The sequence below is a fragment of the Arsukibacterium tuosuense genome, assembly GCF_900215315.1.
GTDB classification, from domain to species: domain Bacteria; phylum Pseudomonadota; class Gammaproteobacteria; order Enterobacterales; family Alteromonadaceae; genus Alishewanella; species Alishewanella tuosuense.
The window spans coordinates 1-21,303 of the sequence record NZ_OBEB01000003.1 but is presented as its reverse complement, the minus strand read 5'-3'; the positions used below and the strand labels follow the sequence as shown (position 1 = coordinate 21,303).

Here is a 21,303-nt window from a genome sequence, read left to right as displayed (position 1 = left end):
TCGGGATTAGTTACTTTTATGGTTAATGGCGTCAGCTAGTGCCTGACTAAAGTGGCTGGCAACAGCAGCACGTTGCGCTGCTGGCACACTGCTGTTAATCACGTGACTGACCGCATTACCTAAACACATCAGACTTAATTCAGTAGTAGCATTGTTAGTGTGAAAGGTATCCAGTAACTGATTTACCAGATTTTCAATTTGTGCGGTTGAATACTTTGATACAATGGGCATGCGTCACTCAGATTAAGATGATTTTCAAACTAAAGAATAGTATCAGATTTCAGTTAAAACAGGAAAAATTATGTCCGTGGATGTGTTGCATTTAGCTATTAACTATATCGATCTTTCAGCCAATGGCGAACACAGCGCTCACTACCGTGAGCAATTAATTGGATCTGACGGGTCTGTAGCCACTTTACTGGAGCAGCTCCACCTGGCATATAATGGTAAGCCAGCAAAAGGTTATGCCAGTTTTACCGAAGACAAAGATCCAACCGTGCCGCTGGCGCTGGCTAGCTGGCTAACTGCGGATACTGACTATCTTGGTTTTGCCAAAGCCATGACCGATGCATTGATTACTCAGTTAAGCACGCACCAGCTACCTGAAACAGGGTACCTGCTGCTTGGCCATTACCGTTATCTGGCCAGCGAATTTCTGCTCGTTTGTCTGCTGGGTAGTAAAGATCACTTCGCCCTGACCGAGCAGCTGGATCTGTCAACCTCCCGTCATCTTGATATCGCCAGAATGCAGTTAGCTGCCCGTTTAGATCTGACCGAATATAAGGTTAATGCTGACGCCGGAAATTATATTAGTTTTATCCGGGGCAGGGCAGGCAGAAAAGTCGCAGACTTTTTTCTTGATTTCCTTGGCTGTATTGAAGGTACAGATGCCCGACAAAACAGCAAAAAGGTATTGTCGTCAGTTGAAGAGTATTTTGCCGCGGCCGAGTTTGAACAAAATGAAAAAACCTCTGCCCGACGTCAGGTATTTGATTATTGTGAAGAAAGAGCTAAGGCGGGCCAGGATGTCGTGCTGGCTGAGCTTTCTGCAGTAGTTGATCCAGAACAGGAGAACGGCTTTTTGCATTACTGTACTGAACAACAACTTGAAGTCGCAGAGCAATTTCCGGTTGAAGTGAAAGAGTTGAAAACAATGGTGAAGTTTAATGGTGCCGGTGGTGGTTTATCGCTTAGTTTTGATGAAAAGTTATTGGGTGAACGGGTTCAGTATGACGTTGGCACTGATACGTTAATCATTAAAGGGACACCACCAAACTTACGGGACCAGTTACAACGCTTTACTCAGGGCTATTCCGCTTTTCAGCGTCAGAGCGATGGTGAGTAACATCGTTGTTGTAGTTGACCGGCCTGGGATGGGTTTCTTTCGCATCTTTCAGGCTGGGCATTTTGATTTTCGCAGAGTGTTTTACCAGCATGATATTGCCAATGACCATGCCAAAGCCAAACAGTAGAGCCCAGAATAACGGCCAGTTCATCAGATGTCCTCACAAATATTAATAACGTAAGTCTGATACAGTTGCGCTAAATTAGCCAGCACACATTGCTGTTCGGCTACCGGATGTTGTTGCAGGCAACATTTTAAAGTATCCAGAGTTAAAGCCTGCAAATAAGGATTGGCAAGAGGGGCATAGCTCAGGTGCCAGGGTTCAGCTGCCACGCCACCTTGATACTGGTTATAGGGCCTGAAGAAACCGAACTTGCTGGCCTCTGTTCTAAGCCACTGATTTAATTTGGTAAAAGGCCCAGTATCCTGATATTCAGTCTGCAATAATTGTGGTTGGTAGTTTTCTGCCACCGCAGAGGCATCATAAACATCCAGTTCGGTGCCCCAATGATGTCTGCTTGCCCCTGGTAGTGCTGAATACAACAAGATAGCATCCAGTTTAGCCAGGCCAGTTAAGGCTGTTATGTCTACCTGCTGTTGCGCCAGATTATAAACCGGGCGCAAGCCGTCGCACTTTGCTTGCCAGATGGTTGCCTGACGTTGAAAGCTTCTGAACGCAGAAACAATTTTTATTTCCATCCCATCCAACGCGGCGGCTTGCTGCAGTTTCAGCCATGCCGAGCACATCTGACGATGAATAAGATGGCCATCTGCCAATTCTGTCAGGTGTGATTGGCTGCGACCTGTCAGAATGTCAGCAGTTGAGGCTACGATATTCATGCCGTTAGTTTTTGCTGTAATTGCTGCAGTAACGCCTGATAAATATCAGCCAGTATTGTCAGGTCATGAATTGACACACATTCGTTTACTTTGTGAATTGTCGCATTACATGGGCCAAGTTCGACAACCTGTGCACCGGTTGGAGCTATAAAGCGACCATCTGAGGTGCCACCGGTAGTTTCGAGCCTTGGACTAAAGCCCTGCACCTGCTCAACAGCCGCCACGACGGCCTCAACTAAATTGCCGCTGTCAGTAAGAAAAGGTAAACCGTTTAATATCCAGTCCAACTGATAATTCAGACCATACTTGTCCAGCATGGCATAAACCCGTTGTTGTAATTGTTCAGCTGTGACTTCAGTGCTGTAGCGAAAATTAAACATCACTTTTAATTCGCCGGGTACGATGTTTGATACCCCTGTGCCGGCATTGATATTAGCAATCTGAAAGCTGGTTGCAGGGAAGAAGGCATTGCCATTGTCCCATTGCTCACTTGCCAGCTCGGCCAGCGCCGGAGCCGCTTTGTGCACCGGGTTATCGGCTAAATGCGGGTAAGCCACATGCCCCTGAATGCCTGTTACGGTTAAATGGCCGGTTAACGAGCCACGACGGCCGTTTTTGATAACATCTGCCAGTTTCTGACCACTTGATGGTTCACCTACTAAACACCAGTTTATCTTTTCATTTCGGGCTTCCAGTGTGTCAACTACCCGGATGGTGCCATTAATAAATGGTCCTTCCTCATCGCTGGTAATTAAGTAAGCAATGTTAAAAGCCGGTTCAGGGTATTGTCCGAGAAAGCGTTCAGTTGCCACTATCATTGCAGCCAGACTGCCTTTCATATCAGCAGCGCCACGGCCGAATAAATTATCACCAATAATAGTGGGGGTAAAAGGTGGGGTATGCCATTGTGCCAAAGGCCCTGTTGGTACAACATCGGTATGACCGGCAAAGCAAAACAATGGTTTGCCACTTCCATGTCTGGCCCACATATTCAGGGTGTCTGCAAACTCCAGCATTTCGATATTAAAACCTATGGCAGCTAACCTGTCAGCCATCAACGGCTGACAACCCGCATCCTGAGGGGTAACGGACTCGCGGGACATTAAGTCCATCGCCAGTGATAATACCGGGTTTTGTTTTGGATCAAGCCAGCTCATCTTAGTCTTCCAGGAGTTGTTGATAAATGTCATTACTAAAACCAAGGATGTATCTTTCGTTTAGTTGCAGCAGTGGCCGTTTGATCATTGCAGGTTGTTGCAGCATCAGCGCAAGTGCAGCTTGTTCGTTCAGATTCGCTTTTGTTTCAGCATCCAGTGCCCGGTACGTCGTGCCACGGGTATTAAGCAGGTTTTGCCACCCAAGTTGCTGGCTGAATGCAGCCAGGCGTTCAGCACTAAGACCGTCCTGCCGGTAATCGATAAACTGATAATCAAGCTGATGTTGCTCCAGCCATTTTCTGGCTTTTTTAATAGTGTCACAGTTTTTGATACCGTACATTTTAATCATAGAAAAAGTTTCCACAGGCCTAAGACAACCATCATATATGAGGGGTGTCTGCAAAAATATGTAGGTAATACTAACGTAATATTAATTTTTTTTCTGCTGTTAGTTGCAGCGAATGAATGAAATACAAGGGCGCCAGGCCGGCTTATCTTGTTAAACATGACAGAACGATGACTTAATGATGAATTTTTTCCGAAATAGTCTTTTTTGTTGATAAAAATGCTGACAGCAGTCGATATCGCAGCTTTTCCGCGCTAAAACTTGTCCACAGCTTCTGTGGGTAAGATTGTTGGTAACAGGAAGGCTTCTACATAAGCATATAATTTTATTAGAAATGTAATGTGGCTTGGAAATTGCTTTAATCTTTCATGGTCAATTTTGTCGCTATTTAAGTCAAAATGAACAGTTAGCTAAGTGTCTAAACAAATTCTGTTACCACTTTTGCTGATCTTGACCTTTACACTGATACAACTAAGCCTGCGCATCGTATAGTAACTGTGCTAAGGTTAACATTGGCCGTTGTACTTATTAGGGGCTATTTCAATGAAATTATTTGCACTGCTGCAAGAAGGGCGCCAGTACAGCATGGTCTGGCCGGTGAAGCCTGAGCTCAACTCACTGTTTCCCGAAAACAAAATTATTCAATTGACCAGTCTTGGGTTTCGTTACTTGCCAGGCCTCGCTGTATTAACAGCGTTTTTTCAGTTAACCTTGCTGGGTAGTGGTTTTACCGGGCAAATTCTGGCGATGATGTTGTTTATTCTGTCATTGCCATTGCAAGGTTGGTACTGGCTTGGGGTCCGTTCTTCAACCCGCTTACCACCTGCTCTGGTAAGTTGGTGTCGGCAAATTCGCCAGCAGATGCAGGAACAAGGTGTGGAAACACCGGCGGTTAACGAACCGCGCAACTATTTAGATTTGGCGAATACATTATCCATTGCTTACAAGCAACTGGACAAAACATTTATGCGGCCCTGGCTTTAGGCCGCACAAGGATTTCAGGCAACTGTCAGTAGCTATTTTTCAAGGTTGAAAACAGACCAAACCGGTGCATGGTCTGACGGCCGCTCAATGCCACGAAGTTCATAATCTATGCCGGCTTCTGTGCAACGTTCAGCCAATGGTTGGGTTGCCATTACAACGTCTATTCGCAACCCCCGATTGTCATCAAAGCCTTTAGAACGATAGTCAAACCAGCTGAAACGACTGATATCTTCAGGGTACAGTTGACGATAGGTATCTATTAAACCCCAGTCTTTCAGACGCTGCAGCCATGCCCGTTCTTCCGGCAGGAAAGAAGTTTTACCTTCCCGCAACCAGCGTTTGGCATTAGCTTCGCCGATACCAATATCGAAATCGAGGGGTGAAATATTAATATCGCCAATCACTGTCAGATAGTCGTCAGCGTTATGATGTTGTTCAATATAATGCTGTAAGTCAGCATAAAATTTTTCTTTAGCCGGAAATTTTGTCGGATGGCTGCGGTTCTCACCTTGAGGAAAGTAACCGTTAAGTACTGTCAGGGTTTTGCCATTAGCTAACGAATACTGACCAATTAGCATCCTGCGCTGCGCATCGTCAGCATCGCCCGGGAAACCGTACTGCATGTTTTTCGCGGCTTGTTTACTTAAAATAGCTACGCCATAATGGCCTTTCTGACCGAAATGGTACACGTGGTATCCCATCGCCATCACCTGGGTCATCGGAAACTCGTCATCGTGCACTTTAATTTCCTGCAAGCCAATGATATCGGGTTGATGTTTATCAATAAGGGCTTGCAACTGGTGTAGCCTGGCGCGGATACCATTAATATTAAAAGAGATTATTTTCATGTCGTTCAATTTGCCTCAAGCTGGAACAAGGTTGCATCATAACATGCGAATCTGTCAGGCGGTAAGTCCACAGGGGTCAGGTTGGTGATGACGGGATTAGCTGATTACTATCAACAATCTGACTATGAGATTGTCTACAGCCGCCGTAAAACTCTGGCAATTGTGGTTAGTCAGGGCAGGGTAACCGTACGGGCGCCTGTTGGTTGCAATATTAAACAGATCCAGCAACTGATAGCAGCGAAGCAGCTCTGGATAAAACGGCATTTATTGCGGCAACAGGCACAAACTCCGGCAGTTAGCTGGCAACAGCGTGCTGAAATATTGTTTGAAGGCAGACTTCGGAAGGTTGTTTTTTGCAGAGCAAGTAAAAGTGAAGTCTTGCTGGAAAACGATAGTCTGGTGATTGCGGTCAGTTATCGTGTAGCCAATACTAATCTGGCAGCCTGGCATGACAAGTTATTAAACCGCTGGTTAAAGGCACAAGCAACAATCAGATTCAACCAGCGTCTGTCCGTTTGGGCTGACGCCATGAAGATTAATTATCGGGAGCTGAGACTAGGCCAATGGCAACGTCGTTGGGGGTATTGTGACAGTTTTGGAGCAATAGGCCTGAACTGGCGGCTGGTGATGGCACCAACCTGGGTGAGTGACTATGTGATGGTACATGAACTGGCACATCGCGTCGTTATGGACCATTCGCCACATTTCTGGCAGACAGTGAGCTGCTATGTACCAGACTATCCGCAAGCTCAGGTCTGGTTGAACTACTTTCAACAACAGCTAGTTGATTAGTCACCGGACCAGTCGGGAAACTGCAGACAAAAAAACGCCGGCTAATAACCGGCGATAAAATAAGGACAACTTAATTTCAGGGAGAGAAGTAAACACAACATTACAACTATTAACTCTGACTGGCCTGAGATTAAAAAATTCCATATAAAAAATATTTTTTTCACTTTTTGCATTTTTAATTGGTTGTGGTTTACTCTGCCAGTCAAATTTTACAGGATCAATATTGCGGTTGTAGCCTGGCTGGTAAACGAATTACGGAAGCTTAACAATGACTAACCGATTGCGCTTATTGCAACTTATTAAATTACTCGATGTTACCCGATTAAATGACAACGACGATGCTCAGCAGATGGCTGACTGGTTGCAACAGCAGCCGCAGTTTCCCGTGCCTATCGCTGCATACTGCGTTTATCCAGATTATTTACCACAGCTCAGACAGTTGATAGCTGACACCAGGCAACCATATGCTGTCGCTACAGTGGTCAATTTTCCTGATGGTGAAATGCCGGTAAGTGCTGTTTGCCAGCAAATTAATGTAGCTCTGGCAGCGGGTGCTACTGAAATTGATTGTGTGATGCCTTATCAGGCGTTGTTGCGTGGTGATCATCAGCTCGTCAGAGAGTTCTTAACTGAAATCCGGCGCTGTTGCGCAACGACCTGTCTGAAAGTAATTATTGAGTCCGGCGAGCTTATTACTGCTCAACAGGTTGCCAAAGCGACTGAGATTGCAATTGAATGCGGCGCCGACTTTGTCAAATCATCAACTGGCAAAGTTGCTGTTGGCATCACCGAGGAGGCGGCAAGGATTATGCTGACGATAATTGCTGCAGCGGATCGCCCTGTTGGCTTTAAAGCGTCAGGTGGGGTACGAACTATCGCTCAGGCGTTACAATTAATCGATTTATACGAACAAATTACCGGTATTACGGCTACCAGTGCCAGCATGCGGATTGGCGCAAGTGCTCTGGTTTCTGAATTGGCAGAACAATTGATTACTAATTAAGAAACTGGCCACGTTAAGTTAGATGCAATAGTACTATTTACGGCGCTTTGCTGGTTTAAGTTGGGAGAATTGACTGAGTAGCTCCTGGTAGCGCTTACGGTGATGTTCTGGCAAAGGCATATTATCGACAATTCTGAAGGCTTTCTTGCAGCGTTCCAGCATGTTGCCGCCTGGCCCATGACTTTGTGTTTTAAGTAGTTGTAAGCTGGTTTGAATTACGTTCAAAGCACAACCCGTATTCATTGGTGCCAGTTCCAGCGCTTGCTCAAATAAGGCAAGTGCTGCCATGTGCTGCCCCTCTTTATACTGGCGGATACCGTCTTTGTTCAATTGAGCGAAATGTTGTTGCTGTGACTGGTTCTGGCGTTGTTGTTCTGACAACAAACGTTGCAGTACCGGATCTGCCTGAAGTTCGGGGTCGATTAGTGAGGCCAGTCTGTCTGCCTGTTCAAATTCACCAATCTGGTTTAGTAACAATACCGTGTCAGGCAGAACCTGTTGCTGGGTTTCTGCGTGCTCTGCAACTGCTGCATAGGTCTTTTTGGCCTGAAATTGCTGGCCACTCACTGAATCGAGTCTTGCCTGACATAAAATTTCAAAAAGATCAAAATCAATTTCCCGGATCAGACTGTCATCGCGACGTGCACGTTGCAGAGCAATAGCGACTTCCTGAGAATAGCGGTTGCGCTGCTGGGGCTCTTCACTCAGGGTCGCTGCAGCAATAATGCTGCGAATATAATTAAGTAGGTGAACAACATCCTGCCGGATCGAACGCCTGGTTATTTCATACAGCTGTTTGCTGGCCAACACTTTGGCATTGGTATCTTCCAGGGCATGCGCGATATCCATATAGAGATATTGGCGTTGCATTGAATATGGAGCAATGTCGGTGGCGGCTGTAATACAACTGAACGCTTGTTCAGGGTCGTCTTCTGCAAGATAACTACGCGCCTTAATATCGTAAGCTTCAGCAAACAAGCGATTCTCTTCTAATGCTTCATCGCACAACGCCTGACTTTCTGTCAGACGCTGTTGCTCAAAGCACACCCTGGCCATCAACAGTAATGCCCAGCCATTTCGTCTTTGCTCCAGACAGCTGTTTAAAACCTGCTCTGCTTCACTAAAACGTTGTAACTTAATCAAGTTTTCAGCAAGTACTCGTTTGCAGAATTGTTGATAGCGACCGGCCTCAGCAATTTCCCGCTGACATAGCTCCGTTACCTGTTCAGAATTATTGTCATACAGTGCCTGAAATAATTCAGCCAGCTGCACTTTTTTCTTTTGAATTCGAATTATGCGGCTTCGCAAAACACTTTGCGAGAAAGGTTTTACCAGATAGTCATCAGGTTCAAGTTCAACAGCACTGACTACTACCGGCACAGAGTTTTCCCCGGTAACCAGCATGAAGATACTATGTGGTTTCAGCAGTTTCTTCTCGCGTAAATCTTCCAGTAGCTGTTTACCATTTTTGCCAATGCCTAAATGATAGTCGACAAATAATATGTCGTAATCAATATTGCTGCATTTAGCCAGCGCTTGCTCACCCGTTGGTGCAAAAGCAACGTTAGTTGCGCCCATGGAATAAAGCACGCCCTTAAACATTAACTGGAATGCGCGTTGGTCATCAACGATCAATACCCGCTGATTTTCCAAAGTCTTATTTTGCATTAGCGCCTTAACCCTAGCTTGAATAGGCTAAGTGTCGGAAATATAGTGCAGTTTAGCAAGCAAATTAATTTTAAGCGGAATATTTGAATCACAAGAATAATAGAGGGTGTTGGTAACGAGGAAATGGTGGAGGGGGAAGGATTCGAACCTTCGAAGGCAGTGCCGGCAGATTTACAGTCTGATCCCTTTGGCCACTCGGGAACCCCTCCACGAGTGCGCGCATATTACCAAACTGTCTTTTGATGTAAAGCATTTTACTTAACTTTTTTGGCTAACTGCCGATAAACCAAGCATCTCTTATTTGATAAGCTGCTATGACTACTATTATCAATGAATGGCAACTTGATTGCCGGCTTAACAAAGCAATTAACCAGCAACACAGAGCAGATTTTGCATTGTGGCTGGCATTTCTTTCGCCCGCCATTGATGAAATGGCTGAATTTCAGACACCAAAAACAGAATCTGCAGCCGAAAGTACCAATTTGTATACCCGGTTTTCACTGCCTCAGCCAAGAGGCTACGGCTGGCAAGAGCATGATATTGCCAGGCTAAACCAACATAGTCAGGCTCTTAACTCAGGGGGGGTACGTCAACTTAAAATGCAGCAATATCTGGCAGAAGGGCCGCTGGTGCTGGCTGACGATAAAGCTAAATTGGCTTCAGAAGTGGTTCAGAACTTAGATGCACACAGCAAGCGTCGGCGCGACGGTGGTGAGGTTAACAGGACTGAGGCCGATCCAACTGCACTGTATGAAATGTTGCAACAGATGCAGCATAGGGCTGCTTGATCTAGCCTTTGTCTCATTCTTTGATTTGGTGCTTAGCTCGGGGTAGTCAGGATGCTACCTGATAATAAATGGACAATGCATTGCTTAAACTTTTTTCCGCTACCACATGGGCAACGATCATTCCGGCCAATGTTCAAAACTGTTGATGCAGCAATTTCTCCGTCGTAATAGTACCAGCGGTCGTTTAGTGTAAAGCGCGACTTTTCAGTCAGGGTTTCCAGTTTATTACTGAATATATATCTGGCAACAAAGCTGACAGAGCCGCTATCGCCATGGAGGGGGGCCTGGCTTTGTGACCAGTCAGAAATAGTCAAACCAACAAAATGTACTGTGTCGGCAAACTCCTCGATCTGAGCTTTTGAATTAGCTTCCCGTTGCTCCGGGTGATAGCTTTGAAAAATATACTCAATATTTTTACTACAGTAGGCACTGTAACGTGAGCGCATCAGTTGAAGACAGCTATCAGCCGTGGCGGTACCTTCAAGTAACGGCTGACAACATTTGCTGAAAAGCAGGCCGGAGCAACAATAACAGTTCAAAAGTACCTCAAACATCACAACTAAGCGTCAATACCGGCAGTATACCCTAAATGCCAGCACTAACGCTGTTGTGCTAATGAGTCTGCGAAGCCAAGTTATTGAACTGGTAAAACCAACGCTGTTGGCTGGCGGCATACTGGCTTAACTGCGACGTGAGCTCGTCTGAGCCAGGCTGACAAAAATTAACAATCACCCTGCAACCGCGGCTATGTAATAACTGATGTAAGGTTTTCGCCGGGTCTTTTATAGCATCAGAATGGATGACCAGTATTTTATCGACCGGCAGGCGTAAGTAGTCGGCCAGCGCCTTCGATGGTAACTGCTTTGGCGCCACCAACACAATCCAACCGGTTTCGCTGCAATGCCGCTGTAACAATTTAATCAGTAATTGCTCTGCGTTGGCCGCTGAAGCTGTGGCGAGTTCCTGATAAAACGGTTTGGTCGATGCCACAGCTGCCGATAGCCGTTGTAAGCGTCCGGTGCCTCGCTTAACAGGTAAGCCCGCAGTGTCTGAAATGTGGTTAGGTAAAATTGCAGTTGCTAACATACTTTGCTCCAGCTGTGTATTTATACAGTGTATGGATATACAGTAGTGGCTGTTTGAAATTAACGCAAGTTTTTTTTAAAAGATTTGATGGCGCAATGCTGCTTCCATCTTTTTTACTTCAGTATCCTCTGCAGCAGTAAGTTAACATTGCTTATTTATTACTGGCTGGACCATTTAACCGCTAATTTAGGTTAGAATTGCTGGCTTAAGTCTAAAAAGTGAGTGCCTTATTGATGTTGTTAGACGATTTTGTCACCCGTTCTGCCGAAGGTTTTAGTTTCAGCCGCCTGCAATCCTGCAGCTTCGCCAAACAAATAGCGACCGATTTCAATCCCATTCACGATGTCGATGCAAAAAGATTTTGTGTGCCCGGTGACTTACTGTTTGCTTATTTGCTAAGTCACTATGGCCTTAGCAAAGAGCTCAGCTGTACTTTTGCCGGCATGGTAAGTGCTGATGTCCTGTTACACTGTGAACAGCATGATGCTGAACTGCGAATATGTGACAGGCAGGGTAAGGTGTATTTGTCTTTACAACAGCAGGGTGATACCAGCCATGATTTGTCGGTAATAGAGCCGCTGATCCGTGATTATGTGAAATTTTCAGGGCAGAACTTTCCGCATATTTTGCAGCCGCTGATGCAACAGCACAATGTCATGATCCATCCCGGGCGCCCTTTAGTTATCTACGAAAGTATGGCCTTGTCATTTGATACGTTACCTACAGCGCAAGTGGAACTCAGTCTTGCGGCATCTTCGTTACAGGTAGAGGGTAAGCGCGGCAATGTTCTGCTGCAGTTTGTGCTGACTCAACAGGGCCAGCAAATTGGTCGTGGTGAAAAGCGAATGATCCTAAGTAATTTGCAAGCCTATGATGAACAGCAGATGCAACTGATGATTGCTGAGTACGATCGCCGTAAAAACCTAAGCAAAGCGCAGTGCTAAGCCGCTTTTAATCGCTATGTAAAATCAGCTATAGTGGCAGCCTGTTGTCCTCAAAGGCTTTTTATGTCGCAGGCTAGCTCATTACAACCTGGTTTTCTGGTGGTGCATGCCAATGCCCCGGAGCAATTGCGTGCGTTGGTAGTTAACTGGTTGCAACGCTATCCACTTATGCCATTGGAATCTGAACAGATTCTGGTGCAAAGTAATGGTATTGCACAATGGCTTAAACTGGCTCTGGCCAATGAACCTGACGCTGCAGAAGCCGGCTGCGGTATTGCCTGTGCAATAGACGTTCAATTGCCTGCCCGTTTTATCTGGCGACTCTACCGCAAGGTACTGGGCGAGACAGAAATCAATGAACGCTCTGCGTACAGCCGGGAGCAGCTGCGTTGGCACTTACTGAGTTTACTGCCCGAATTACCAGAGAATCAATGCTTTGAGTCTCTGAGACATTTCTATGCCGATGACCCAACCTTACTTAAAACCTATCAGCTGGCAGAGCAGCTGGCAGCGCTGTACGATCAGTATCAGGTGTACCGGGCCGATTGGCTGAACCTGTGGCAACAAGGCCAGAATAAACTGGTTACTGCCCGGGGGCATCTGACAGACCTCAAACCAGAACAACTGTGGCAAAGTGCCTTATGGCGAATGTTGCAGCGCAGAATCAGTGAGCGACAGCTTGGTGACAGCCGCGCTGAGGTACACCAGCGTTTTATTGATAAATTAGCTAAGTTGTCAACAGCTGAAGCAACCAGCTTACTCCCCAGACGCTTAATTATTTTTGGTATTTCGGCGATGCCACAGCAAAGTTTGCAGGTGCTGGCGGCAATAGCGCCTTTTTGTCAGGTCCTGCTGGCGGTGCATAACCCTTGTCAGCATTATTGGGCAGCCATAATAAGTGAAAAGGAGTTGCTAAGGGCAGAGCGTCATCGTCAGCCGTATAAAGCGGGGATGCCAACTGATATCAGCGAAGAGCAATTGCATGTGCACGCTCAGCCACTGTTAGCGTCTTGGGGAAGGCAGGGCCGTGATTATATCAGGTTGCTGGATGAGTTTGATGAAACAGCACAATACAAAAACCTTTTCGTTAATCAGCGGATTGACTTGTTTCAGCCACCTGCCACCCACCATTTACTGGGCATGTTGCAACATGATATTTATGACTTGAGGCCCGTACAAGACAGTCAGCAACATTGGCCGGCAATATCAGATACCGATCAGTCTATTCAGTTTCATTTGGCACACAGTGCAATGCGTGAAGTGGAAATCCTACATGATCAATTGTTAGCGGCGTTTGAGCAGGATCACAGTCTGACACCGCGCGATATTATGGTGATGGTGCCTGATATTGCCAGTTATGCACCGCTGATCCAGGCAGTATTTGCATCGTTAAAGCCGGACGATCCGCGCTACATTCCTTTTACTATTGCTGATTTACCTCCCGGCACCGAGCAGCCAATGTTTAAAGCGGTTGAACAGCTGATGGGATTAGCACAAAGCCGTTTTCAACTGAGCGATATTCTGGATTTACTTGAAGTTCCCGCAGTGCGCCACTGTTTTGCTATTGAAGAGTCTGCTTTACCTATGCTACATCAGTGGCTGCAAGCTGCAGGAGCTCGCTGGGGGTTGGACGCGACCCAGCGGCAAAGCCTGGATTTGCCAGGTGGCATGCATCAGTTCAGCTGGCAGTTTGCCCTCGATCGGATGTTACTGGGTTTTGCCACCGGACCGGTGTCAGATGCTGAGCAGTTAGCAGAAGGCTGGCATGGCATTGAACCTTATACAGAGATTAGTGGCTTAGAGGCAGCGTTGATAGGCCCGTTATATCAGTTGCTGGCAAAATTGAAACACTACTGGCAATTATTGCAACAACCGCATAGTCCGGCGCAATGGCAGCAGTTGTTAAACGCGATGTTACAAGATTTTTTACTGCCTCAGCTGAGTGATGAACAAGCTTTGCTGGCGCAATTAAATGAAGCCTTAGATGATTGGTTCAGTCACTGCCAGCAAGCGACACTTTCCACTAAGTTACCCGCGCCCATTGTTGCTGAAAGCTGGTTGAGTCTAGTATCGCAGCCGGGCGTGCAGCAACGGTTTCTATCCGGTGGCGTGACATTTGCTACCTTGCTGCCAATGCGGGCAATACCCTTCCGGCATATCTGTTTACTCGGCATGAATGACGGGGCATTTCCGCGCCAGCAGCCACGGCAGGACTTTGATCTTATGCAAACAGATATGCGACCAGGGGATCGTTCGCGCCGCGAGGACGACCGCTACTTATTACTGGAGGCGTTGTTGTCAGCGCGAGACCGGCTTTATATCAGTTGGATAGGGCGCAGTGTGCATGATAACAGCGAACGGGCACCGTCGATGTTGATTGGTCAATTACGTGATCATCTGGCCCAGTGCTGGCAGCCTGCTGTCAGTGCTGCCAATCCTGATAAGGCGATCTTGTTATCACAGTTGACTACAGCACATCCGCTACAGCCGTTTAGTGCACGTTATTTTAATCAGACCGAGCCGCGGTTATTTAGTTACCAACATGAGTGGCTGGCTGACAGCGTCCCATTGGACACTGGCGGCATGCTCAGAGACTGGCAGCCAAGTGAGCCTTTAAGCTTGCGCCAGCTTAGCGATTTTATGCGCGATCCGGTAAAGAGTTTTTTTACCCAACGGCTGACTATCTGGCTTGGCCAACCTGATGTTGCCGGTGAAAACGACGAAGCTTTTGCGCTAGATGGCCTCAGCCGCTGGCAATTGCAGCAACAGTTACTCACCCGTGTGCAACACGCCCTGGCTGATAACGAGCCATTAGATACTGCTGTCAGCAATTGTCTGGTGAAAATGCAGCGCCGCGGTGAGCTTGGCGTGGGGGCGGCAAGCCGTTTGCATGCCGGGCAATTAGCTGAACCGGTAATGGCCTTAGCCGGGCGGCTTGAACAATTGCAGCAAACTTATCCTATTTGTCAAAAGACGTTGGCAGTGCACTGGCAACATCAGGCCATTGAATTACACGACTGGCTTAGTCAGCTAAGACAAAGCGCCAGTGGCCAGCAATGTCAGCTGCTACTTAGCGCCAGTGCAATTATTAAACAACGTAGGTATCAATGGCGACATCTGGTGTTGCCCTGGCTTAGCCATTTGCTGGCGAACACCCTCGGGCCTTGTCAGACCATAGTATTGAGTCAGGCAGGCGAAATCGCTTTTGCTGAGCTGACAATTGAGGCCGCGACTGAACAGCTTAGTCAGGTAATGAGCTGTTATCTGCAGGCGCATCAGGCACCGTGGCCGTTAGAATTAGAGTGCGCCATGTTATACCTGCAGCAGACCGATACCGGCAAACTCAGCAGCGAGCAAATTCTGCAACAATGCGAAAAGCGCTACACAGGTGACAACTTCAATCCGGGTATTGTTCAGCGTAACCCTTATTTGCACCGGCTGTTTCCTGATTTTCATCAGCTTGCCGGTAACGGTGACTTTGTCCGACTTGCTGAGCAACTGTACCGGCCACTGCTAAGTGCAGTGGCCCAGGCCGGTAAGGTTGAGGAGGCTGAATGAAAAAGCCGGAAGCGCTTGAGCTGTTAACGCTGCCACTGAAAGGTAACCGGTTAATTGAGGCCAGTGCCGGCACGGGTAAAACTTTTACCATCGCTGCGCTGTATTTACGTCTGGTACTGGGTCATGGTAAAGCGCACGCTTATCAACGGCCATTGACGCCACCGGAAATTCTGGTCGTAACCTTTACCGAGGCGGCAACTCAGGAGTTACGCGACCGTATTCGGTTACGCCTAACTGAGGCGGCGCAGGCATTTCGCCACGGCGAAAGCGCAGATGGCGTGCTTGCGGCCTTACTGGCTGATTATTCAGAAGCTGAATATGCTTACTGTGCCCGCCGCCTTGAATTAGCTGCACAATGGATGGATGAAGCGGCAATTTCAACTATTCATGGCTGGTGTAACCGGATGTTAGCAGAGCACGCCTTTGCCAGTGGTAGTTTATTTAGCCAGCAACTGAGTACCGACCTTACTGCCCTGAAGTTACAGGCAGCGCGCGATTACTGGCGTAGCTTTTATTATCAGTTGCCTGAGCATGCGCTCACTGAATGTCTGAGTTACTGGCAAACGCCAGAACAGCTATGGCAAAGCGTTGCCGGGCTTACCAGTTACTATCTGGAGCGGGTCGAATCTGAAAAGTTCAGTTACGCGGAACCTGAAGTAGCTATTGCGCAATGTCAGGCAGATCGTCAGGCTCAGCTGCAGCAGCTTACAGAAAAGTGGCGGCAGTGGTTACCCGAATTAGCCGAATTACTTAACGACGCTATTAGTACAAAAGCCGTAAATGGCAGACAATTACAGCAACGTTTTCTGGATAACTGGCTGCAAAAGTTGCATGCCTGGCTACAGGCACCTGATACAAGCCTCGATTTAGGCACGGGTTGGCACCGATTATCGCCACAGGGAATAGCAGAGTGCTGGAAGCAGCCGCCGGTGCCCAGTCATCCGGCATTTGACGGCATTGTCGATTTACAAGCAGCGCTGCAGAACCTGGTAGAACCACGCCAGTTATTAATGCAACATGCTGCCAGCTGGCTGGCACATCGGATACAGGGCGAGCTCAGCCAGCAGGCGTTGATGGGCTTTGATGACATGTTGCTCAGACTGCACAGAGCCTTGCATGGCAACCAGGGTGCTGAGTTAGCGGCGTTGGTGCGCGATCAGTATCCGGTTGCATTAATAGATGAGTTTCAGGATACCGATCCGATTCAGTATCAGATATTTTCAGCAATCTATCTGAAAAGTCCGGCTACTGCTAATGCCGGATCAGAGCCTGAAGACCAGCATGCGCTGTTGCTGATTGGCGATCCTAAACAAGCAATCTATGCCTTTCGTGGTGCTGATATTTATACCTATCTGAAAGCGAAGCGTGCCACAACGGGTCGCCATTATACGTTGGACACTAACTTCCGCTCAGACGCCAGGCTGGTGAGCGCTGTCAATTATATATTTGGTGAAGCGGAAGCCCGTGCCGGCGGTGCATTTCTGTTTCGTCAGGACCATGGCAGCGATAACCAGGGCCCACTGCCATTTCATCCGGTTAATGCTAAGGGCAGCAGCTGGCAGCTGCATATTGGACAACACTCTGCGCCAGCACTGACCGGCTGGTTACCCGATTTCAACTCCGATAAAGCGCTTAGTCGCCAGGCATATCTGGATTTATATGCCGGTGGCTGCGCCAGTTATATCACCGATATCCTGCAACAAGCTGCCTGTGGTGCGACTTACCTCATCAATAATGATGGTGAAAAGCGTCAGCTTAAGCCGTCAGATATTGCCGTTTTGGTAAACAATCAGAATGAAGCACAGACTATAAGGGGTCAGCTGGCTCAACGTCAGATCCGCAGTGTGTATTTATCTGATCGTGAATCGGTATTCAGCTCTGCTACTGCAACTGATTTACAACTTATCCTGAGTGCCTGTGCTGAGCCCGAACAAGACAGCTTACTTCGCTCAGCTATTGGTTGCCGAATTATTGGGCTTAATCTGAGTGAGCTTGATCAGTTGCAACAACACGAACTGAAGTGGGAGAAACTGTGTCTGCAGTTTAAACGCTATCAGCAGCAGTGGCGCCGCTATGGTGTGCTGCCGATGTTGCGCAGCCTGCTATTTGATTTTGCAATACCGGCCCGCTTGCGCCTGAATGCTGATGGCGAAAGGGCGCTAACAGATTTATTGCATCTGGCAGAGTTATTACAACAGGCCGCCCAGCAACTCGATGGTGAGCAAGCATTGTTGCGCTTTTTAGCTGAGCATATTCAGCAGCAAGCGGCGGGGGATAATGAGCAGCAGAAAGTCCGGTTGGAAAGTGATGCTGAGTTGGTACAGGTTATTACTATTCATAAATCAAAGGGCCTGGAATACCCCTTGGTATTTCTGCCATTTATTTGTGCCGCCCGGCCGGTTAATGCTAAACAATTGCCGGTAAGTTATCGCGATGCGCAGGGGGCGCGCTGTTTTAGTTATCAGCCTGATGAACACGTACTGGCGGTGGCAGAGCAGGAGCGACTGGCAGAGGATATTCGTAAATGCTATGTCGCGGTTACCCGAGCTAAGTATGCCTGCTGGTTGGGTTTGGCGCCGCTGGCAGAAATAAGCGCTATTAGTTATTTACTGGCCACCTCAACTGTTGAGCCTGCAGCGTTTTCGGCGCAGGTGCAAACAGTTTGGGCCGGCTGTCCGGCAATCAGCCTGGAAAGTCTGCCAGCAGCCAGCCAGAATGGTTACCAAGCGCCCGGACATAGCAAGCAAACAGCCGTTGCCCGTCAAATGACGAATATGTTCCGCCAGACATGGTGGATTGCCAGTTACAGCGCGTTAACCAGGCAGCTGGGAGATAACAGTAGTCTGTCACAAAGCGGACCAGAGCGGGCCAGTGATAAATTATTGCCGGAGCTTTTTAACGAAATTTATCATGAGTTTAGCGCAGAGCCAGCAGCACAGGAGCAGGATCCTGCCATTCAATATCAGTTTATTGCAGGTCCGCAAGCCGGTACTTTTTTACATGGTATGTTGGAATGGATGGGTCAACAGGGTTTTGCAGTTATCAGCCAGCAACCAGAGTTACTGGCAACAGAGCTCACCAAACGTTGTCAGCTGAGAGGCTGGCAAGCTGACTGTGCTGCATTGCAAAAGTGGCTTATGCAGCTGTTACACAGTTGTTTCACGCTACCAGGTCTCACCAGAGTTGATCCGGTAACGCTGGCCGGGCTTTCCAGCTATCAGGTAGAACTGGAGTTTTGGTTACCGTGTCAGCACATTGATATCCAACGCTTAGATCAACTATTGCAGCAGCATATCTGGCCAGGGCAACCACGACCGGCGTTATTGGCGGGCCAGCTCAATGGCATGCTAAAAGGCTTTATCGATTTGGTTTTTTGTCAGCAGCAGCGCTACGTGGTGTGTGATTATAAATCTAACCTCGCTGGACAGTGTGCCAGCGCTTATAACGACAATGCCTTGCAACAGCTTATGTTGCAAAAGCGCTATGACTTGCAGGCGGTATTGTATTGCCTGGCTTTGCATCGGTTATTACGCAGCCGGCTTGCCGGTTATGATTATATGCGGGATATAGGTGGTGCTATGCATTGGTTTATCAGAGGTTTAGCGGCGCCACAGCGTGGTATGGTCTGGCTGAAACCATCTCTTGAATTAATTAATGCGCTCGATCAGCTGTTTCGCGGGGAGGCCATTGATGTACGCTGAGCAAATGCTGGAACAATGGCAAACCCAAGGCTGGTTGCGTCCGCTGGATCTGGCTTTTGCCAGCTTTATCGCCCGCTATGAGCCGGCACAACCTCTGGTCTGGCTGGCCGCAGCGCTGTGTAGTTATCAGTTGAAACAGGGCCATGTTTGTCTGGATCTGGTAAAACTGCAGGCGGATCCGGTGATAACGCTTGGACTGGTGGCTGAGCTGGCGCCAATCCTTCAGCAAGACTTGCAACAGCAACTTGCTGCAGTGAGCGTAGCGCAGTGGCACTCAGCACTTAGCCAGTCTGCTGTAGTGGACCATGGCCACGGTAGTAACCCGCTGGTATTGACGGGTAGCCGTCTGTATTTGCGACGTTACTGGCAATATGAGCAGGATATTGCTGTGCAGATTAATCAACGCCTGGCCCAGAATGATGCGTTGACAGCGCAGTTACCAGTTAACGCATTGTTACCTCTAATTAGGCAGTTGTTTCAGCAGAGCACCCAGCAACAGAATCAGCCGCAACCCGATTGGCAACAGCTGGCTTGTGCTCTGGCATGTCGCAGCGCCTTTACCGTTATCACCGGTGGCCCGGGTACGGGTAAAACCACGACGGTCGTCCGTTTGTTGGCATTGTTGCAGTTATTGCAGCTCAGCCAGCAACAGCCGCTACTGGAAATCCGGCTGGCCGCGCCTACCGGCAAAGCTGCAGCCCGCTTAAAAGACAGTATCAGTGGTGCGTTGAGCCGGCTTGCGTCGCTTGATATTGCAGGTTTCAGCAAGGTTGAACAGGCTATTCCGTCTAACGTCAGCACTATTCATCGTTTACTGGGCGTGCGGCCGGGCAGCAAAAGCCTGCGGTTTAATCGTTATCAACCGTTGCCACTGGATATTCTGGTGCTGGATGAAGCGTCAATGGTAGACGTGGAAATGATGGCCGCGTTATTACAAGCGTTACCCGGATCAGCCCGGGTTATATTGCTGGGCGATAAAGATCAGTTGTCATCAGTAGAAGCGGGTGCCTTGTTAGCTGAGCTGTGTAAAAACGCCAGTGCAGGGGACTATCGTCCGGCAACAGTTGCCTGGTTAGCAGCGCAGACCGGCCAGCAGATCCCTGATGAGCTTATCAGTAATGATGGCAGTTTATTGTCTCAGCATATTGTGATGCTGCGTCATAGTCACCGCTTTGGTCAAAGCAGTGGTATTGGTCAGTTGGCGGCGATGGTGAATAGGGGGCTGCTTAACTCTGCTATCTGGCAAGACTATCCCGCCGAATTGCTGCTATTGAAAGAAACCGGCACTGCCAGTGCCGGTTTTCAACAGTTAGTATCGAATGGTGGCAATATAACGAAAGGCTATGGTTATCAGCATTATTTATCTTTGTTAACTGATACTCCACCGCAACTTGAAGAACAGGACAACTGGGCACATCAAATCCTGAGCGCCTATAGCTGTTTTCAGATCTTGGCAGCTACCCGTAAAGGTGAGTTAGGTGTCGAGCAGCTAAACCTGAAAATTCAGGATATTCTGGCAAAGGCCGGCTTAATTGCGCCTGAGCATCAGTGGTATGCAGGACGGCCGGTAATGGTTACCCGCAATGATTATCAGTTGGGGCTAATGAATGGCGATATTGGTATTTGTCTGCCAAAATTAGTAGTCCAGCCAGATGGTAGCGTGGTCAGCACCCTCAGAGTGGCATTCGCTGTTGCTGATGGCATTAAATGGGTTATTCCAGCCCGCTTAAATGCAGTAGAAACGGTTTTTGCAATGACGGTGCATAAATCGCAAGGCTCGGAATTCCGCCATACCGTATTGGTTGTGGCTGATCATGATAATGGCATGTTGAATCGAGAGTTGTTGTATACCGCCATAACCCGTGCTTCGGTCCGTTTTAGCCTTATTTGTGCTGAGCCGAAGCAGTTAGCGCGTGCAGTGCAGCGTCAAACCCTGCGTGCTGGCGGTTTGTCTTTAGCGCTGGCAGATTAGTTTTAATATTGCCTGGTTGTTTTTTAGGCAAACGATTTAGTTTTTTTAAAAAGCGCTTGCAGAGTATTTTAAACTCCCTATAATGCGCATCCACAGACGGGGCAGCGGCAACGCAGCAAACGACTGAGAAAGACTACTGAGAATGGCGCAAGCGGTTCTCGCTTCACTCTTGTAACAACGAGTTTGAAGCACGCTCTTTAACAATTAGCAATCAATTATCTGTGTGGGCACTTATAATGATGTTCGTGTAAACGAAAAAAATCAGTATGAG

18 protein-coding genes and 1 tRNA gene are annotated in these 21,303 nt (G+C 47.9%); 9 read left to right on the top strand and 10 right to left on the bottom strand.

Annotated elements, in window-relative coordinates; all coding sequences use genetic code 11:
* Positions 1 to 6: 6 nt before the first annotated feature.
* Complete coding sequence (locus CRO03_RS07000) at positions 7 to 231, bottom strand: YejL family protein (protein WP_097110929.1); 225 nt, start codon at positions 229 to 231, stop codon at positions 7 to 9.
* Between the two features lie 70 nt (positions 232 to 301).
* On the opposite strand from CRO03_RS07000, the gene yejK reads away from it, so the two are divergent.
* Positions 302 to 1,345 carry a nucleoid-associated protein YejK gene (gene yejK / locus CRO03_RS06995; RefSeq protein WP_097110928.1) on the top strand — a complete coding sequence of 348 codons (1,044 nt, stop codon included), beginning with the start codon at positions 302 to 304 and terminating at the stop codon, positions 1,343 to 1,345.
* On the opposite strand, the gene CRO03_RS18380 is transcribed toward yejK, so the two are convergent.
* From CRO03_RS18380 to CRO03_RS06980, 4 genes are read right to left on the bottom strand one after another with little or no spacing between them, the layout of a single operon-like run.
* On the bottom strand, positions 1,299 to 1,496 hold the full coding sequence (locus CRO03_RS18380; protein WP_141397734.1) for a DUF2897 family protein: 198 nt from the start codon (positions 1,494 to 1,496) through the stop codon (positions 1,299 to 1,301). The two genes, yejK and CRO03_RS18380, sit on opposite strands and share 47 nt — an antisense overlap.
* Positions 1,496 to 2,185: a M15 family metallopeptidase gene (locus tag CRO03_RS06990; RefSeq protein WP_097110927.1), complete on the bottom strand. Its 690-nt coding sequence runs from the start codon at positions 2,183 to 2,185 to the stop codon at positions 1,496 to 1,498. Before CRO03_RS06990 ends, CRO03_RS18380 begins: the two co-directional genes overlap by 1 nt.
* The gene (dapE, locus tag CRO03_RS06985) at positions 2,182 to 3,342 is read right to left on the bottom strand and encodes a succinyl-diaminopimelate desuccinylase (RefSeq protein WP_097110926.1); all 1,161 of its coding nucleotides are present in this window, start codon (positions 3,340 to 3,342) and stop codon (positions 2,182 to 2,184) included. The genes CRO03_RS06990 and dapE overlap by 4 nt, the downstream gene beginning before the upstream one ends.
* A 1-nt stretch (position 3,343) precedes the next feature.
* Entirely contained in the window at positions 3,344 to 3,691 is a 348-nt protein-coding gene (locus tag CRO03_RS06980) for an ArsC family reductase (protein WP_097110925.1), read from the bottom strand.
* 540 nt (positions 3,692 to 4,231) lie between these two features.
* Here CRO03_RS06980 and yfbV point away from each other — a divergent pair.
* Positions 4,232 to 4,672 (top strand): terminus macrodomain insulation protein YfbV, encoded by a 441-nt coding sequence (yfbV, locus tag CRO03_RS06975; protein WP_097110924.1) that lies wholly within the window; start codon positions 4,232 to 4,234, stop codon positions 4,670 to 4,672.
* Between the two features lie 32 nt (positions 4,673 to 4,704).
* Here yfbV and xthA read toward each other — a convergent pair whose 3' ends face one another.
* Positions 4,705 to 5,520, bottom strand: a complete 816-nt coding sequence (xthA, locus tag CRO03_RS06970) for an exodeoxyribonuclease III (protein WP_097110923.1) — start codon at positions 5,518 to 5,520, stop codon at positions 4,705 to 4,707.
* 87 nt (positions 5,521 to 5,607) lie between these two features.
* On the opposite strand from xthA, the gene CRO03_RS06965 reads away from it, so the two are divergent.
* Together CRO03_RS06965 and deoC are read left to right on the top strand one after the other, a co-directional pair.
* Positions 5,608 to 6,312, top strand: coding sequence for a M48 family metallopeptidase (locus CRO03_RS06965; RefSeq protein WP_097110922.1), 705 nt, complete (start codon positions 5,608 to 5,610; stop codon positions 6,310 to 6,312).
* 268 nt (positions 6,313 to 6,580) lie between these two features.
* A complete protein-coding gene (deoC, locus tag CRO03_RS06960) occupies positions 6,581 to 7,315 on the top strand; it encodes a deoxyribose-phosphate aldolase (RefSeq protein ID WP_097110921.1) in 735 nt (244 codons plus the stop codon).
* Between the two features lie 33 nt (positions 7,316 to 7,348).
* Here deoC and CRO03_RS06955 read toward each other — a convergent pair whose 3' ends face one another.
* Together CRO03_RS06955 and CRO03_RS06950 are read right to left on the bottom strand one after the other, a co-directional pair.
* Complete coding sequence (locus tag CRO03_RS06955) at positions 7,349 to 8,983, bottom strand: response regulator (protein WP_097110920.1); 1,635 nt, start codon at positions 8,981 to 8,983, stop codon at positions 7,349 to 7,351.
* Positions 8,984 to 9,107: 124 nt separating this feature from the next.
* Positions 9,108 to 9,192 (bottom strand) — tRNA-Tyr (locus CRO03_RS06950).
* Between the two features lie 105 nt (positions 9,193 to 9,297).
* Between CRO03_RS06950 and CRO03_RS06945 the strand changes: the two genes are divergently transcribed.
* Positions 9,298 to 9,771 (top strand): VC2046/SO_2500 family protein, encoded by a 474-nt coding sequence (locus tag CRO03_RS06945; RefSeq protein WP_097110919.1) that lies wholly within the window; start codon positions 9,298 to 9,300, stop codon positions 9,769 to 9,771.
* A gap of 32 nt (positions 9,772 to 9,803) precedes the next feature.
* Here the strand turns inward: CRO03_RS06945 and CRO03_RS06940 are convergent, their stop codons facing one another.
* Together CRO03_RS06940 and CRO03_RS06935 are read right to left on the bottom strand one after the other, a co-directional pair.
* Positions 9,804 to 10,217 (bottom strand): YchJ family protein, encoded by a 414-nt coding sequence (locus CRO03_RS06940; protein WP_245861516.1) that lies wholly within the window; start codon positions 10,215 to 10,217, stop codon positions 9,804 to 9,806.
* A gap of 166 nt (positions 10,218 to 10,383) precedes the next feature.
* On the bottom strand, positions 10,384 to 10,857 hold the full coding sequence (locus CRO03_RS06935; protein ID WP_097110917.1) for a hypothetical protein: 474 nt from the start codon (positions 10,855 to 10,857) through the stop codon (positions 10,384 to 10,386).
* A 218-nt stretch (positions 10,858 to 11,075) separates the two neighbouring features.
* Between CRO03_RS06935 and CRO03_RS06930 the strand changes: the two genes are divergently transcribed.
* From CRO03_RS06930 to recD, 4 genes are all read left to right on the top strand, one after another.
* Complete coding sequence (locus tag CRO03_RS06930) at positions 11,076 to 11,801, top strand: DUF3581 family protein (protein WP_245861515.1); 726 nt, start codon at positions 11,076 to 11,078, stop codon at positions 11,799 to 11,801.
* A gap of 63 nt (positions 11,802 to 11,864) precedes the next feature.
* On the top strand, positions 11,865 to 15,359 hold the full coding sequence (gene recC / locus CRO03_RS06925; RefSeq protein WP_097110915.1) for an exodeoxyribonuclease V subunit gamma: 3,495 nt from the start codon (positions 11,865 to 11,867) through the stop codon (positions 15,357 to 15,359).
* Positions 15,356 to 19,060, top strand: a complete 3,705-nt coding sequence (gene recB, locus CRO03_RS06920) for an exodeoxyribonuclease V subunit beta (RefSeq protein ID WP_097110914.1) — start codon at positions 15,356 to 15,358, stop codon at positions 19,058 to 19,060. The genes recC and recB overlap by 4 nt, the downstream gene beginning before the upstream one ends.
* Positions 19,050 to 21,032 carry an exodeoxyribonuclease V subunit alpha gene (gene recD, locus CRO03_RS06915; protein ID WP_097110913.1) on the top strand — a complete coding sequence of 661 codons (1,983 nt, stop codon included), beginning with the start codon at positions 19,050 to 19,052 and terminating at the stop codon, positions 21,030 to 21,032. The genes recB and recD overlap by 11 nt, the downstream gene beginning before the upstream one ends.
* The last annotated feature ends 271 nt before the right edge of the window (positions 21,033 to 21,303 follow it).